The sequence below is a fragment of the Paenibacillus sp. QJM3NY_38 genome (assembly GCF_056173265.1).
Genome location: NZ_CM149665.1, coordinates 4,782,328 through 4,798,465, shown reverse-complemented (window position 1 = coordinate 4,798,465; position 16,138 = coordinate 4,782,328). Strand labels below are relative to the sequence as shown.

Genomic DNA, 16,138 nt, shown 5'->3' with positions numbered 1-16,138 from the left:
GGGGTTTGTTACTGCGTGTTTCGTGGTCTCTTTTTTGCTGTCTTTTTTCATTGGAAGGTAACGATAGATAAAAACAGGGTAAATCATACTGGGAGGGATTCATTGTGAAGCAGGCACAGACGTTTTCAAGTTTGGACCGCAGGCGTCGATTTCAAGAAATGGCAGAGGGAGCCTTCGATCTGATTGTCATCGGCGGCGGCATAACGGGTGCAGGAATTGCGCTGGATGCGGTCACGCGCGGGATGTCGGTTTTGTTGGTTGAGATGCAGGACTTTGCCGCAGGAACGAGCAGTCGTTCAACCAAGCTGGTGCATGGCGGACTGAGGTACCTGAAGCAGTTAGAAGTCGGCATGGTAGCCGAAGTCGGCAAAGAACGGGCCGTTGTGTATGAGAATGGACCGCATGTTACCACGCCGGAGTGGATGCTCCTGCCGATACACCAGGGTGGCACCTTTGGGAAATTCAGCACCTCTATCGGGTTGATGGTGTATGACTTTCTGGCTGGCGTAAAGCGGGGAGAACGGCGTTCCATGCTGTCCGCATCCGAGACGCTGAAGCGCGAGCCGCTTCTGAAGCAGGAGGGCCTTAAAGGCGGCGGATATTATGTGGAATACCGGACGGACGATGCCAGGCTGACGCTGGAGGTCATGAAGGAGGCAGCCGCCAGAGGGGCGGTTCTGTTTAATTACGCAAAGGCCGAATCGTTGAATTATGATGCGAATGGACGAATTACCGGAATCACCGTACGGGATATGCTGGGTGGCGGGGTCAAGTCCGTATCCGGAACCAAAATTGTAAACGCAGCAGGGCCGTGGGTGGATCAGGTGCGCGAAATGGATAAGTCCAAGAAGGGAAAAATGCTTCAGCTGACCAAAGGGGTTCATCTGGTCATCGATCAATCCAAATTCCCGCTTCGTCAAGCGGTGTACTTCGATACACCTGACGGCAGAATGGTGTTTGCCATTCCCCGTGACGGGAAGACCTATGTCGGAACCACCGATACGGTCTACAAGGCCGATCCTGTACGTCCCTTGATTACGGTGGAGGACCGGGATTATATTTTGAAAGCCATTCATTACATGTTCCCTGGCGTGAAGCTAAGCCCGGCAGACGTGGAATCGGGATGGGCGGGAGTCCGGCCCCTTATACTGGAGGAAGGCAAAAGCCCGTCCGAAATTTCACGCAAGGATGAAATATGGGAGTCCCCGTCCGGCCTGATTACCATTGCCGGTGGCAAGCTGACGGGCTATCGCAAAATGGCCGACACCGTTGTCGATCTGGTTGCAAAACGGATCCAAGAGAACGGCGGGAAAGCGTATGGTGCCTGCGTAACGAAGAATCTGCCGATTTCCGGCGGTCAGGTTGGCGGATCCGGCCAATTCCCTGATTTTGTCCGCAAGCAGGCGGAGATTGGCGCCGCGCAAGGAATTGACCGTAAGCTCGCTGAGCAGTGGGCGCGAATGTACGGATCTAACGTGTCGGAATTGTTCCGCCTGGCCAAAGAGGGCTCCGACCAAGCGGAGGCAGCGGCGCTTCCGGTATCGGTGCTGGTTCCGCTGATGTATGCGATTCAGCATGAGATGGCAGCGAAGCCGGCCGACTTTTTCATCCGTCGCACGGGTTCCCTGTTATTTCATATCGATTGGACGAGAAAATGGAAGATGCCCGTGATTGATTATATGGCTAGGGTACTGGGTTGGAGCGAGCAGCAGACCCACGAATACACGAAGGAACTGGATGAGGAGCTGGTTTCGGCCACACAGCCTGCTGCAAGCGATCGATCGGCCCCGGCTCCAATTCCGCAAAACCCTTCTACAACGAAACTTTCATCTTAATAGGCAAGCAATTTTAAACGGACGGAGGGGGGAGGGGATGACAAGGGTTGACGATCCCTCCTCAAATATAGAAGTAAGGGCACTGGTATGATAATCTATATACGTTCACACTTGAGAGGAGAGATCATCCGATGAACCACAAAGCGTATGAAGGATCATATCACGGAGAGCGCGCGGTTTGGCTCCAGCACGGCCCTTACGAGGCGGCGATATTGCCCGAAATCGGAGGCAATCTCATCGCTTTTAGGGATAACGAAAGCGGTTACCGGTTCCTTCGCGAACCGGAAGCAGACGAAATGGAAGCATTCAAATCCAATCCGGGCGTACACGGCATTCCTGTTCTCTTTCCGCCTAATCGCTATGAGGACGGGCGGTTTCCATGGAATGGACAAACCTATCAGTTCCCGATCAATGAGGAAGCGACGGGCAATCACCTCCATGGTTTTTTACATACGATTCCTTGGAGCGTCGAGGATTTTGGCAGCAGCGAGTCTGAAAGTTACGTGGTGGTTTCGGTCACCATTGATGAGAATCATCCGGTGTATGCGATGCTCCCGCACCAGTTCACTTTCCGGCTTCGCTACACGCTGAATCAGGATGGCTTGGCCCAGCATGTGTTTATACGTAATCAGGGTACCCGCAGCATGCCGTGCCTGCTAGCCTTTCATACGGCGATCAATGCTCCGTTTGCCCCGGAGAGCACGGCGGATGATTGTGTCGTAAAGATAACGATCGGCGAGCGGTGGGAAATGAGTGACCGGATGCTGCCGACCGGCAAGTTCCAGACTCTGACAACAGAAGAGGAGCTGCTTCGGACAAGCGGTGTAACTCCCTATTTTGATTCGATGGACAACCATTACACGGCCGTCCCGCAGAACGGCAGAAACCGTATGGAATTGACAGATACCAAGCTCGGTAAAACATTCGTTTACGATGTTGGCAATTCGTATAAGCAGTGGATGGTATGGAACAACAAGGCCTCCCGGAAGTTCTTCTGTCCGGAGCCGCAGATCAACCTGGTCAACGCACCGAACGTGGACTTGCCTGCTGACGATATCGGCCTGTTCGGTTTGGCTCCGGGTGAAATTTGGGAAGCAACCTCAAGGCTGTATCTTAAGGATTAGTAGTCAGACCCTTTCCCCCAAAAAAAGCGTATGGATTCTGGCACCCGGCTACACAGGGCGTTTACCATCCATACGCTTTATGTTTATTTGATTCCTTCTTCAACTGCCGGACGAAGAAAAAGTTTGTTCCTGTTTACGGCGGCGACTGCGTTTAATGCGATCCGGCATGACAAAAAAGACGATATACATAAGGATAAACAGTGTGAGTGCGATGAGTTCCTCAACGAAAATGTATACGGGATGCGGTCCCAGCAGATCCAGCAGCGAAGCCGTGTCCGGCTTGCGCATCAGGAACATATAATTCGAGCCGACAGCGAGGTTGACCAGCCCGACAACGAATGCGGATACGTTTAGGAAGACCATCGTCCAGCCGATGGATTTCCAGGTTGGACGGTATCCTCGAACCCATGTCATGTACAAAGCCGTCAATATGATCGCGATATGGACGACGAAGAAATGAAAGAACCGGAAGTGTGGGAAAGGATAGCCCAGATTCGGTGTTAATATAGCCTGTAAGGCCCCTCCGATGCCGGCAAAGTAAACCAACGGATATAGGCGGCGTTCATCCGTAAGCAGGATGGCGATGGAGAGAAACAGGGTCAGACTGCACAATTCCAATGGAAGCGAAGTGGCAGGGTCCCATATTCCCTTTGACGCATACCAGATATGAAGGGAGGCTTCCGGTAACGAAAGTGCAGCAAGCAGTCCCCATCTCACGCTCTTTTGCAGAGAAGTACTGGAGGCGATTACGGTTCTAAACAAGTACAATAGTAAGCCTAGAGCGATAAACACCGTAATGGCCATCCAATGTTCGATGGAGAAAGCAGTAAAAACTTCCGGATATCTCGGATCAAAATAGGGATCGATTCGTGATCATCCTCTCTATGTTCATAAACCTTAGATTTGATATTACCATAATGTGGAATGGGTTAGGAATAGGATCATATCTCGCATCCTTATGTATCATGAGGTACAACCAGACCAGAATACATTACATTTATGTGGGTGTGCAAGGCCCCAATAACCTGCCGTTATAAATTATGACGATGGAAGAGAGGTACATTTATGGCGAGCAAACGACAGGGAATCAAACGTTATGCAAGTCTCCTGCTTAGCTTAGCTCTGATCTTCAGTTTAAGCGGACTTGCCCCTCCAGGGGAGGCCGAAGCAGCCAGCTCCAAGTACAAAAAGTTTTTCGATATCAGCAAAAAGGGAGCCGCCATTCCTGGTTACTCCGGAACCAAAGAGTGGATTCCGCAAGGGCTGGCTCTTGTTCCGAGCAAGAATTGGATCATTATATCGCATTATTGGGGCAATAAGGACAGCAATCAAGCCAGCAGCATTTCGATTACAAGCAGCAAAACCAACAAACGTATCAAAACCCTGTATTTGTATGAGAGCGGGAGCAAAAAACATACCGGGCATGTCGGAGGGCTTGCGGTCAGCAAAAAACATCTGTGGGTGGCGTCCGGCAAAAAGGTGTATAAGATTCCGCTGAGTACAATTAGCAGCAAGAAAGATTATGGCAATATTGTCATGACACCTTATGCGCTCGGTCATAAAGCATCCTATGCCACGTATTCCGACGGCATTCTATGGATCGGCGAATATATGGATGGCGAGGACCAAGGGGGCAAGCAGTGTGCGCCGGGACCTAAGGGCAAGCTGCGAGGCTATCCATTAACGTCCAGCGACGCTTTGCCGTCGAATCGGAAAGCCGCCTATACCTGGAGCACACCTGACCGTATCCAAGGGGCGGTCGTGACGAAAACCCGCGTTGTATACAGTCAATCCTGCGGACGCAACAATGCAAGCAAATTGCTCATATATACTCGTGGAACAAAGGGAAAGGCTGCGGCTGCCCCGCTGACGATGCCTCCGATGTCCGAGAATATTGCGATGCGGGGCCACGACCTGTACGTTCTGTTTGAATCCGGTGCCCGCAAGTACAGAAACGGTGCATTGCCGCTGAAGCATCTATACATCGTCAATGCTAGGAAACTGAAGCTTTAACCTGTAAACTAAAAGATCCCGCTTCCGTTTAACCGGATACGGGATCTTCTGTCTTGAGCGCCTGATTCTTGAGGAGAGCGCTGCTCTTAAACAGGCTGTTTTACTTCAGCGACAAGGCGCTTGAGCGATTCTTGCTTCCATCTCGGAATCCGAAGATGTTTAGCAGAAGGTGCCTTCTCCCCAAAGTAAACGATGCCTTGTTCTACCGTCGTGATTTTGTCAACGTTGACGTAGCAGTTGCCGCCGACATGATAGAACTGTTTACCGGAGAGCAGGGATGCGATTTTTTCGGCAGTCATTCTCTTTTTAATATTGTAGTTTCTGCCGTGAAAGCTGACCAAACCGTGCGATCCGGTTTTAAAGAACAGAATGTCTGTCTCCACCACGAAGTCCTCATACATGTTGCGGGATTCCGATACGTGCTTCATCATTCTGCTTCCCCCTTTTCCAAGATCAACATTTGATAACGCTTACATTCTAACATGTTTTCCCTGGTGTTGAAAGAACTTTTTATTTCGCATTAAAAAAAGCCCGTACCGCAAGGGTAGGGGCTTGGACTAACATTTAAGGTGCAGCAGGTGCTTCTGGTGCTTCTGTTGCAGGATCTGCTGGTGTTTCTGTTGCAGGATCTGCTGGCGTTTCAGCCGCAGCTTCGTCCAGCGTATTGGTGATGGTTGCTTTATCCTTCAGCTCCTGAATATAGGCTGTGGATTCGGAATAAACCTTCTGGTTCTCAAGCTGACTGCGGATTTCTTCCTTCTTATCTTCAAGGGTAGGGTTCGTAGCTTCTTTACGATCGGTAACCTTGATGATGTGGTAACCGAAAGAACTCTTCACCGGGTCGCTGATTTCGCCCTTCTTCAATTTGAACGCTGCTTCTTCAAATGCAGGGTCCATCTGGCCGCGTCCGAAGAAGTCCAGGTCGCCGCCGGTCTCCTTCGTAGCATCTTGGTTCTTCTCTTTTGCAATCGCTGCAAAGTCAGCGCCTTCCTTCAGCTGCTTCACGATGGCTTCGGCTTCTTCCTTGGTCTCGACCAGGATGTGGGATGCGCGAACTTGCTCAGGCGTAGCGAAGCTGTCTTTGTATTGGTCGTAGATTTGTTTAATCTCATCATCGGTTACTTTGATTTTGTCGGCCATCAGCTTTTTGAGCTCGACCTGGGTTTTGGTCTGTTCTTTAAGATCGTCGAGCGTCATGCCGGCTTGCTGAAGCTGCATATTGAATTGGTCCTCGGATGGGAAGGTCGCCTTCAAGGCATCCACTTCTTTACTTACATCAGCGTCGGTCACCGTAATGGATTTCTTCTTCAGCTCCTGCTGGATCAATTCCTCTGTGATCATGGAATTGAGTGTTTGTTTACCGCCTGCGCTGACAAGCTCATCATACAGATTATCCTTGGTAATGTTAACGTCATTGACTTTGGCTATAGCTTCATTGCCGGATCCTTTGGCAAACGGAGGGACAATCAGGACGACGATTAACGCTGCCGCCAATACGAGCGAAGCGATCATCCAACCTTTGCCTCCGTTACCGCCGCCACCTGCAGGAGACTGTTCATCGAAATGCGGTTGATCCCCTGCCGGATGCATGAGTGCAGGCTGTTCGTTCTCATCCTTGTGAAGCTCGATGGGCTCCGGATAGGTTGAATCTATTTTTTCTTCTTCATGAGACAAGCTGCCCGGATCTTGTTGGTTATTCTCTTTCTCTTGGGCTTGTCCTTGTTCATCCTCGGGTTGCCCCGGATGGTTTGGCTGCAAATCGTTATCTTTCATTTAATGATTGACTCCCTTCGACTGCATGTAATAATGAGTTGGTTCATTCTTTAATCACTTTACCAGATAAGCCAAGGGTTTACCTTAAGAAAAAATAAAAATTGAAAAGATACGCGAAAAAGTTGGAGCTGGGTCTACAGGATCAGCATGCCCGCTATACCGCATACGATTCCGAGCAGCACTACAGAAGCAACAACAAACCACATTACATTCCTCGGGAATGAGCGTCGTACCATGAGCAGGGACGGAAGACTGATGGCCGGCAGCGTCAGAAGCAGCGCTGCGGCCGGGCCCGCTCCGAGACCTGCTGCCATAAAGGCCTGAATGATCGGGATTTCCGCTGCGGTTGGAATGACAAACAGCATTCCCATCACGGAGAAGAAGATGACGGCCAGCAGCGTGTTTCCTGCAGCAGCTCCCAGATGCGGAAACATCCATACTTGCAGTGCGCCAAGGAGAAGCACGGCTATCAAATACGCCGGAACCACGCGAATCAGCATATGACCGATACTGGCGAGCCAGCGTTTCCACAGCGGACGTTCATCGGTTTGATCGGTGCTCTCCGGCGCGTCAATCTCTACCGGATCCACCTCTTTGGCGAAGCGGTTAGCCAGGTAACTGACACCAAAGGTCAGAATGAGGCCGAAGACTAAACGCAGCGCGGTAAATTTCCAGGATAAAACAAACGTCATAAAGACGAGGGTTGCCGGATTGATGGTCGGATTGCCGATCCAGAACGCGAGGGCGGAGCCCACGGACACCTTTTTCTTACGCAGACCGATCGCGAGCGGTGCCGCGCAGCAGGAGCACATCATCCCCGGAATGGAGGCAATTCCTCCAATCGCCGTGCTGCCGAAGGTGGTTTTGCCGAGAACGCGGAGCAGCCATTGGGAGGGCAGCAGCGACTGGATCAAAGTCCCGAGCAGAATACCGAGCACCGCCGCTTTCCATACTGCTTTAAAATACGTGACCGCATAGTCCCAAGCCGCATGCCAAGAAGGCACGACATTCCCGGGCTCCATGCCTAATATGGAGGAGCCGATGCTGTGCTCCATAATAGCTTTGAGCGCTTTATCATAATAAGGCCACCACTTTACGTAGGTTAGCCCTGTTGCTGCAATGATGATGAAGACGGTGATAAACCAGATGGTTCTTCTGCGATCCGAATGATCAAAGGCCATTCTGCCGTCGCTTGAGTGATTCATGATCTATATTCCCCCGATGCGTTGTGAAATGATTTACATATCCAATCAATTAGTATATCACATTGTGAGCAGAAAGAAGAAAGATATTCCCGGTAATTGCAAGATATAGGAAGACCATTAGACTTGGAGCAGCCAATTTCTTATAATATAGATATTGTGTGTGATCACAAGTGTTAGTAAACGGACGAATATCAGATTATCCCCGGGGTAGATGAGACGTTTTTATGCATCCACGCCGGGTTTGTTGCATGTGTTTTATAAATTCAACTCTTAAGCGAAGGGAAGACCCGTGATGAGTCAATCGGAGAAAATAAAATTAACTTCGTATTCTTCTAAAGGAGGATGCGGCTGCAAGATCGGACCTGCGGACCTGGCGCAGGTCATTCGCAAGCTCCCGCAAGCCGAGCCGAATCCTAATTTATTGGTCGGTTTAGATACAAGTGATGATGCAGGCGTATACCGTCTCACGGATGATTTGGCTATGGTTCAGACCGTCGATTTCTTTACGCCGATTGTGGATGATCCCTATGATTTCGGACAAGTGGCTGCAGCGAATGCCATCAGCGATATTTACGCCATGGGAGGCAAGCCGCTGACTGCCTTGAATATCGTGGCATTCCCGATCTCAACGCTGGACAAGCAGGTATTGACGGATATTTTGAGAGGTGCAGGAGATAAATTGAAGGAAGCCGGGGTTACGTTGGTTGGCGGGCACTCCATCGATGATAAAGAACCGAAATTCGGCCTTGCCGTTACAGGTACTGTCCATCCGGACAGAATAAGAACCAATGCCGGCGCTAAGCCGGGCGATGCCTTGATTCTGACGAAGCCGATCGGCGTGGGTATCCTTACGAGTTCCATCAAGAAAGATCTGTTAAGCGATGAGGAGATTCGCCGAGTTACCGCGGTCATGGCCGCATTGAACAAAACGGCTGCCGAGCTCATGGAACCGTATGAGGTGCATGCTTGCACCAATGTAACTGGTTTCGGTCTCCTTGGACATGCGCTCGAAATGGCCAAAGGAAGCGGCACGGGGATCCGTATTTCCAAACCTTCCGTTCCCATTTTGGAGCGGGTTCGAGAGATGGCTGATGGCGGTGTTATACCAGGCGGTACGAAAAACAATTATGATCACGTGAAGGACGATGTAGATTTCCCGAATGACATGGATCAGATCGATAAGTGGATTTTGTGCGATGCCGTTACTTCAGGAGGACTCCTCATTGCGGTTGATGGCTCGCAGGCTGATCAGCTTCTGGCAGAGCTTCGCGAAGCCGGGCTGGAAGCCGGGAGAATCGGCCAGATCGTAGATGACCATCCGAATCGCATTGTCGTTGAGTTATAAAGTGAATCGGGTTTTGTATCAATAAAGGAGCGAGCAGACATGTTTCAAGACATCACCGTAAAAGAACTAATGGAACTGCAAAGCAGCAAGAAGATTACTTTGATTGATGTCCGTTCCCCTTCGGAATACAGGGATTCCACGATTCCGGGAAGTCTGAACATTCCGGTCTTCAATGATGAAGAACGGGCGGAGATCGGGACGATTTATAAGCAGGTGAGCGTCGATGCGGCTAAAGAGCGTGGACTTGCCATTATGTCGGCCAAGCTCCCGAGCTTTGTGAAGCAATTCAAGGAGATCAAGGGAGATAAGGCGGTCTATTGCTGGCGCGGCGGCATGCGCAGCCGGACGGCCGCAACCGTTCTCTCATTGATGGATATCCATGTTAACCGGATTACGGGCGGAATTAAAGCTTACCGGAAGTATGTGCTGGATACGCTGGAGCATAAGAGTCTGCACGCGGAAGCATTCGTCCTTCACGGCTTGACAGGCACAGGCAAGACGGCAGTGCTTAGACAGCTTCAGCAGGAAGGCTACCCTGTCGTGGACCTGGAAGGGCTGGCAGGACATCGCGGCTCGATTTTTGGCCATATCGGTCTACAGGCGAATAACCAGAAGACATTCGATTCGGAATTGTTTGAGCGGCTGAAGCAACTGGAATCCTCGCCGTATTTGTTATTTGAGGCGGAGAGCAAACGGATCGGCAAAATCGCCGTTCCCGATTTCCTTATGAAGAAGAAAGAGTCGGGGGTAGCCATCGTGTTGGAACTGCCGATGGCGGAGCGTGTTCGCCAGATCCTGGAGGATTACAACCCATCGGCTTATAAAGAGCAATATTTGGCGGCCTTTCAATTAATCAAAAACAGGATCCATACGCCTATCGCCACGGAAATTGGCAAGTCCTTGGAAGAGGGGCGGTTTGCCCAAGGAATACAGCTGCTCCTTGAGCATTATTACGATCCCAAGTACAATCACTCCTTTAGTCAATACGAGGGCACCACGCCCATCGTTGTGGCGGTGGACCGGGTGGAAGAGGCAGTGGATGCGGTTAAAGACATATTGCGGACTCAAATGCAGCAGAAGACCGGCGCGTAAGAATACATTACAAACGTAAGAATGCATTACAAACATAAGAATGCATTACAAAACGTAAGAATGCATTACTAACGCTTATTGGACAAAGCGAATCATAAACTATGCGCCTCCGTGGGCATGGACCGCTTATATTATAGCTGGTTATGATTGAACTAGTACGAAAGATCGCCCCTAAGTATGAGCGGATAAGAACGTGCCGCTTTATACTTCGGGGCGATCTTTTTTGATAAAGGACTCTTTTTAGATGGAGGATAAAGCTTCGGATATGGGAGTATCCCCTGAAATTAAGTCGAAGGAACGACGGAAGGTATTTTCTTCATCCAGTGATAACAGAATTGTTTTCGCTACATCCTCTCGCGGAATCGAACCGCCCCGGATATTCTCCGCAGCGGCGATGTGTCCGGTACCAGGGTTATTCGTAAGTCCTCCTGGACGAATGATGGTGTACGTGAGGCTGCTCTGACGAAGCATGCGATCCGCGTAATGTTTGGCCGCATAATACGGTTTGATCTCCTCACTCCAATATTCCCGATGATGGGCCCCAATGGCACTCACCATCACAAAGCGCCTAACAGACGCCTGCTCGGCGGCTTCCATCATTTTTACGGCTCCGTCCAGATCGATTAACAGGGTTTTGTCGTATCCGGTAGCCCCGCCCGAACCGGCAGCGAATACCACCGCCTGGCAATTCTTCGCTGCATCAGCAAGCTCCTTGACCGACCCTTCCAGGTTCGCAAGAACACACTCTATTCCGGCAGCTTGATATGGGGCTGCTTGCTCCTCCTTTCGTACCATTGCTCTTACGGTATAGCCTTCATGGTCTTGCAACAGATGGGTAAGCTGTTTGCCTATTTGGCCGTTGGCACCGACAACGAGAACCTTCATGTGGACAACTCCTTTATGGTAAAAATTCTCTTGAAAGAGTAATCATTGCGATTTTGACATAGACTACGGGATATTTCATGTATCTCCCCTATGGACTTTTCTTTATCTCAGGAAAATGATATTATCTTGTTTTCACCAACTCGCACGGATTCGAAACAAAGGCAAAGGAGAAAAGAGAGTTGAGCGGACAGAAGCTACACCTGACTTCAGGAAGACAACGCTGGATTTTCCTCATATTGATAATCAGCTTGATCGGATTTGTCACACTGGCTGCTTTGGTAAAGCGGCAAAGTCTGGCAACGTTTGATTTGGCGATCATAAGAACGGTACAGGCCTGGGAGCATCCGCTTATCACGGATATTGCCATCGGGCTGTCGTTTATAGGCTCCATCGGACCGGTGATTGTGTTATGTCTGATTGTAATCGCCGTGCTATATTGGGTACTGGGGCACCGCATGGAGATTCTTCTCCTTATTGTGGTCGTCTTCGGTTCATCTATTCTGAATTTATTATTAAAATGGGTCTTTCAACGGGCAAGGCCCGACATCCACCGCTTAATTGAAATTACGGGATACAGCTATCCCAGCGGGCATTCCATGGCCGCCTTCTCGTTCTACAGCGTGCTCGCTTATTTGTTGTGGAGACATATTGACAGCAGGGCGGGGAGAGGAGTATTAATATCCATCTCCGTCATTATGATTCTCAGCATCGGATTAAGCAGGGTCTATCTCGGGGTCCACTATCCAAGCGATATTGTTGGCGGATATCTGGCTGCTTGCGCTTGGCTTGCATTTCTGGTCCGATCTTACGAGAAGAGGATGGGAAAGCGGGCCAATTCGAAAGATGTGAAGGAATCAGAAACTGCATAACATTGGAAGCTTAAGGGTAATTCATGTAATAGCGGTTCAAACGGAGGAGTATGTATCATGGTGTGTATCCATAGATGTGAAATTGGGTTAGGTAAGGAGGGCTGTCTGTGGCGTTTGGAGCAAGAATGTTCAAAACCGGCTTAGCCGTGACGCTGGCTCTTTATTTAGCCATGCTGTTTGATTTTAAATCCCCTGTCGTTGCCGCCATAGCAGCGATCTTTGCGATGCAGCCATCCATATACAGGTCGTGGAGATATTTCCTGGACCAGCTGCAGACCAGTACGCTCGGTGCGATTCTGGCGATGCTTGGAGGATACTTTTTATCGAATCAGCCGATTTCCGTCGGATTGGTATGTATTCTAGTGATTATGATTTGCATGAAGCTGAAAATGGGCGAGACCATCGGACTTACGCTAGTTACGGTTATCTCCGTGATGGAAGCTTCCGGTCAATGGGATTTTGCACTCAATCGCTTTATTTTGACGATTATCGGTATCATATCCGCATTTCTTATCAATATTCTTGTGTTTCCCCCGAAACCCAAGGAACAGTATATCACGCGGATTCATATTGTATTTGGCAAAATGTCGCTGCTGCTGCGTACGGCCATCTCCCACGAAATGAAGGATTCGGTATACCGTGCGGAGAAGAAGGAGCTGGAATCGGCGATCAAATCATTGTCCGATAAATATAATTTGTTTGAGGAAGAGCAGAAGAAGCTGAAGCGGGCCAAATACAGTCAAGCAAGGCAGTTGGTGGTGTATAAGCAATTGCTCCAATCGCTTCGTAAGGGGTATGAAGTGCTGGATGCGGTGGAGAACCACTATTTTCAGGCGGAACGATCTGAAGAAATCGACGAGCAGTTTGATCATAATCTGGAGAGGTTAATGAAGTACCATGAGCATATTTTGTGGAAGTTCGAAGATAAACTGAAACCGAATGAGGACGAAGCCGAGACCATGGCGGAGAACAATGAAGCGTTCATGGAGCAGGTGATGTGCGGACCAGGCGCCAATCCAGGGGGGCTTCGACTGTCGGTGGTGGCCGCCTCCATGTATGATTACGGGTATCAGCTAGACCGGCTGAACCGGGTAGCGGATCAAATCAGCCGTGTCGTGGATGATAAAGAGCAGGAGGAAGCCTTATTTTCGTGGCTGCGTAAATAAGAGAAGTCATCATGAGGGAGCCGATCAAGATGCCATATTTGATCGGCTGTTTTTTTGCATCAGGGTTATAGGACTCCTCTTGGCAGTGAGCCTTGGGAATGGTATTGTATATAAACGCAAAAAAACCGCCCCGGTGGGTCGGCTCTCTGAAATTCGATGTTGAATTATACGGGTTACATTGCTATAATTAGCAATGGTTTGTCATTAAATATTGATGATTTGGTTAGAATATCACAATTGTATTATATTACAGACATATTACGCTGTCAACCAGTATATTAGGGGGATGAACAAATGGCTATCAGCGAACAGGATTGGCAAGAAGAACAGGCACGGGTAACGGAAGTGACAACGAAAATCGGTAATAAAATATCTCAGCTGGAAGCGAGCGTCGGGGATATCCGTGAAGTCGTTATTGATATGCGGAAAGACTTCTGGGACGAAGTAACGGTCAACTTCAGCAACCCGGACGATTTGGGTGAAACGTCCACCAACCTGAGGCAGCAGTCGCAGGTGCTGGCGGAACGTGAGCATGCTCATCTGCAATCCAGCAAGCTGCTTAAGAAATATAGAAAACTTGTGGAATCCCCTTACTTCGGACGCATTGATTTTCAGGAGGAAGGAACCGCGGAGACGGACACTATTTATTTGGGAACAGGATCTTTTTTGGATGAACATATGGAGACGTTTCTGGTTTACGATTGGCGGGCTCCAATCTCGAGCTTGTATTATGATGGGGCGCCCGGCCCGGCCCAATACGAAACGCCCTCGGGCACGGTTAAAGGCGAAATGCTGCTTAAGCGCCAATTCGTCATCCATAACGGCGAGATCAAGGTGTTGTTTGATACCGGCGTAACCATTGGAGATGAGCTGCTGCAGCAGGTGCTCAGCCATAGCGCGGATGATCGGATGAAGAGCATCGTAGCTACGATTCAGAAGGAACAGAATGCCGTCATCCGAAACGACAAAACCCGCATGCTGATCGTTCAGGGGGCTGCCGGCAGCGGCAAAACCTCAGCGGCACTGCAGCGGGTAGCTTATCTTTTGTATAAGTATCGGGAGACGCTTCGGGCCGACCAGATGATTCTGTTCTCTCCGAATCCGCTGTTCAATAGTTATGTATCCACGGTGCTTCCGGAGCTTGGCGAGGACAATATGCAGCAGACGACCTTCCAGTCCTATCTGGAACACCGGCTCGGCAAGGAGTTTGAGCTTGAAGATGTGTTTACGCAGACAGAAACCTTGCTGAATGCGGACGATTCGCCGCGTTACCGGGCGCGACTTGAGAGCATATCCTTTAAATCCTCGGGAGCTTATCTGGATACCATCAGACGATATAAGGAATTGCTGGAGAAGGGCGGGATGCTCTTTAAGCCTGTCGTATTCCAAGGTAAGGTGATCGTCAGCACCGACGAAATGTCCGTGCAGTTCTATAGTTATGATTCGGCGGTTAAACTCGCTGGCCGGATCGACTTGATGAAAGAGTGGATGCTGAAACGTCTGTCGGAGTTCGCCCAGAGCGAAAAAGACGCCCCGTGGGTGGAGGAGCAAATCCAGCTGCTGGATACGGAAGATTACCAGCGGGCCTTTCAAACGATGAGACGTAAGCAGAACCGGAAGTCGGACACATTTGACGATTTCGATAAAGAAAGGGATGTCCTTGCCAAAATGGTCATCAGCAATCGGCTCAAGCCGGTTAGACGCTGGATCAAGCGGTTTCGATATGTGGATGTAAAGGGCATGTACCGAAAATTATATACCGATGAATCGCTATTTCGCCGGGCGGCCGGAAATTTGGAGACGCTCCCGGATTATTGGGAGGAGATCTGCAGTCTCACCGTTGCGTCACTGGACAATAAATCGCTGCTGTATGAGGATGCGACTCCGTTCCTCTATCTAAAGGAGCTGCTTCAAGGTTTCCGCACGAACACGTCGATTCGTCATGTGATTGTCGATGAAGTACAGGACTATTCGGGATTTCAGCTGGAATTCCTGAAGCGATTGTTCCCGCGAGCGAAAATGACGGTGCTGGGGGATCTCAATCAAGCGATTTACGCACATGGAGAGGCGCTCGGCAATCTGGAAAATCTGGTGAGTCTGTACGGCGAGGAGGATACGGAGGTCATCAATCTGACGCAAAGCTACCGGTCCACGTATGAAATCGTTGATTTCACGCGGCAGATGATACCGGGCGGGGAGCGGATTGTTCCATTTAACCGGAGCGGCGAAGCTCCTCAGGTGGTTGCGGTGAACGATGAAGAACGTCTGCATGAAGCGACAGTCTCTGATATCCGTGAGCTTCATGAACAGGGATTCCAGTACGTGGCGGTGATTTGCCGGACAGAAGAGGAGAGCAGACGTGTACACGAGCAGCTGTCGACAGATATACCTGCGCGATTAATTACCAAAACCACGCCTGCTTTTGAGAAAGGAACGCTTGTCGTTCCTGCCTATCTGGCCAAAGGCGTGGAATTCGACGCGGTGATCATATACAACGGCTCCGAGGATGTGTACCATCGCGAAAGCGACCGCAAGCTGTTCTACACCGCATGTACACGTGCCATGCACAAACTTCATGTATATCATATCGGGGAAAAAAGCCACTTTATACCGGATCAAAACTAAATAATTTAAGGTCTGTCTGCGCAACATCTCAGGCAGGCCTTTTTTTCATGATGGATATATGAAAACCAAGCATGTTTCATAGAAGAGGAAAAAAACGGAAGTGAAATTAGGAAAGCAGTATGGAGCAAGCTTTATACAATAAGGAGGGAGTTATCCAATATTTATCATGATTTGACCGGTGATTAATAATATTTTTCAATTATTTT

Annotated in this window: 13 protein-coding genes; 8 read left to right on the top strand and 5 right to left on the bottom strand. The window is 49.7% G+C overall.

All coding sequences use genetic code 11. The features are described from left to right. Positions 1-104 precede the first annotated feature (104 nt). Positions 105-1,835: a glycerol-3-phosphate dehydrogenase/oxidase gene (locus AC0VZ8_RS22075; RefSeq protein WP_475484390.1), complete on the top strand. Its 1,731-nt coding sequence runs from the start codon at positions 105-107 to the stop codon at positions 1,833-1,835. Between the two features lie 131 nt (positions 1,836-1,966). Continuing rightward, positions 1,967-2,959 (top strand): aldose epimerase family protein, encoded by a 993-nt coding sequence (locus tag AC0VZ8_RS22070; protein WP_475484389.1) that lies wholly within the window; start codon positions 1,967-1,969, stop codon positions 2,957-2,959. A 99-nt stretch (positions 2,960-3,058) separates the two neighbouring features. Here the strand turns inward: AC0VZ8_RS22070 and AC0VZ8_RS22065 are convergent, their stop codons facing one another. Then, entirely contained in the window at positions 3,059-3,751 is a 693-nt protein-coding gene (locus AC0VZ8_RS22065) for a YwaF family protein (RefSeq protein WP_475484388.1), read from the bottom strand. Positions 3,752-4,024: 273 nt separating this feature from the next. Here AC0VZ8_RS22065 and AC0VZ8_RS22060 point away from each other — a divergent pair, with 273 nt between their 5' ends. Further along, a complete protein-coding gene (locus tag AC0VZ8_RS22060; RefSeq protein ID WP_475484387.1) occupies positions 4,025-4,972 on the top strand; it encodes a hypothetical protein in 948 nt (315 codons plus the stop codon). Between the two features lie 86 nt (positions 4,973-5,058). Here AC0VZ8_RS22060 and AC0VZ8_RS22055 read toward each other — a convergent pair whose 3' ends face one another. From AC0VZ8_RS22055 to AC0VZ8_RS22045, 3 genes are all read right to left on the bottom strand, one after another. After that, positions 5,059-5,403, bottom strand: coding sequence for a LytTR family transcriptional regulator DNA-binding domain-containing protein (locus AC0VZ8_RS22055; RefSeq protein ID WP_009590070.1), 345 nt, complete (start codon positions 5,401-5,403; stop codon positions 5,059-5,061). A gap of 133 nt (positions 5,404-5,536) precedes the next feature. After that, the gene (locus tag AC0VZ8_RS22050; RefSeq protein ID WP_475484386.1) at positions 5,537-6,745 is read right to left on the bottom strand and encodes a peptidyl-prolyl cis-trans isomerase; all 1,209 of its coding nucleotides are present in this window, start codon (positions 6,743-6,745) and stop codon (positions 5,537-5,539) included. Positions 6,746-6,879: 134 nt separating this feature from the next. Further along, entirely contained in the window at positions 6,880-7,950 is a 1,071-nt protein-coding gene (locus AC0VZ8_RS22045; RefSeq protein ID WP_475484385.1) for a permease, read from the bottom strand. A gap of 292 nt (positions 7,951-8,242) precedes the next feature. Between AC0VZ8_RS22045 and selD the strand changes: the two genes are divergently transcribed. Then, positions 8,243-9,295, top strand: coding sequence for a selenide, water dikinase SelD (selD, locus tag AC0VZ8_RS22040; protein ID WP_475484384.1), 1,053 nt, complete (start codon positions 8,243-8,245; stop codon positions 9,293-9,295). Between the two features lie 39 nt (positions 9,296-9,334). Then, positions 9,335-10,387, top strand: a complete 1,053-nt coding sequence (gene mnmH, locus AC0VZ8_RS22035) for a tRNA 2-selenouridine(34) synthase MnmH (protein ID WP_475484383.1) — start codon at positions 9,335-9,337, stop codon at positions 10,385-10,387. Between the two features lie 240 nt (positions 10,388-10,627). On the opposite strand, the gene AC0VZ8_RS22030 is transcribed toward mnmH, so the two are convergent. Continuing rightward, on the bottom strand, positions 10,628-11,272 hold the full coding sequence (locus tag AC0VZ8_RS22030) for an SDR family oxidoreductase (RefSeq protein ID WP_260065815.1): 645 nt from the start codon (positions 11,270-11,272) through the stop codon (positions 10,628-10,630). A gap of 179 nt (positions 11,273-11,451) precedes the next feature. On the opposite strand from AC0VZ8_RS22030, the gene AC0VZ8_RS22025 reads away from it, so the two are divergent. The 3 genes from AC0VZ8_RS22025 (at position 11,452) to helD (ending at position 15,932) form a co-directional block, all read left to right on the top strand. Further along, positions 11,452-12,141 carry a phosphatase PAP2 family protein gene (locus tag AC0VZ8_RS22025; RefSeq protein WP_475484382.1) on the top strand — a complete coding sequence of 230 codons (690 nt, stop codon included), beginning with the start codon at positions 11,452-11,454 and terminating at the stop codon, positions 12,139-12,141. A 107-nt stretch (positions 12,142-12,248) separates the two neighbouring features. Continuing rightward, positions 12,249-13,307 carry an FUSC family protein gene (locus AC0VZ8_RS22020; protein WP_100538204.1) on the top strand — a complete coding sequence of 353 codons (1,059 nt, stop codon included), beginning with the start codon at positions 12,249-12,251 and terminating at the stop codon, positions 13,305-13,307. A 294-nt stretch (positions 13,308-13,601) separates the two neighbouring features. After that, the gene (gene helD / locus AC0VZ8_RS22015; protein ID WP_475484381.1) at positions 13,602-15,932 is read left to right on the top strand and encodes an RNA polymerase recycling motor HelD; all 2,331 of its coding nucleotides are present in this window, start codon (positions 13,602-13,604) and stop codon (positions 15,930-15,932) included. Positions 15,933-16,138 lie beyond the last annotated feature (206 nt).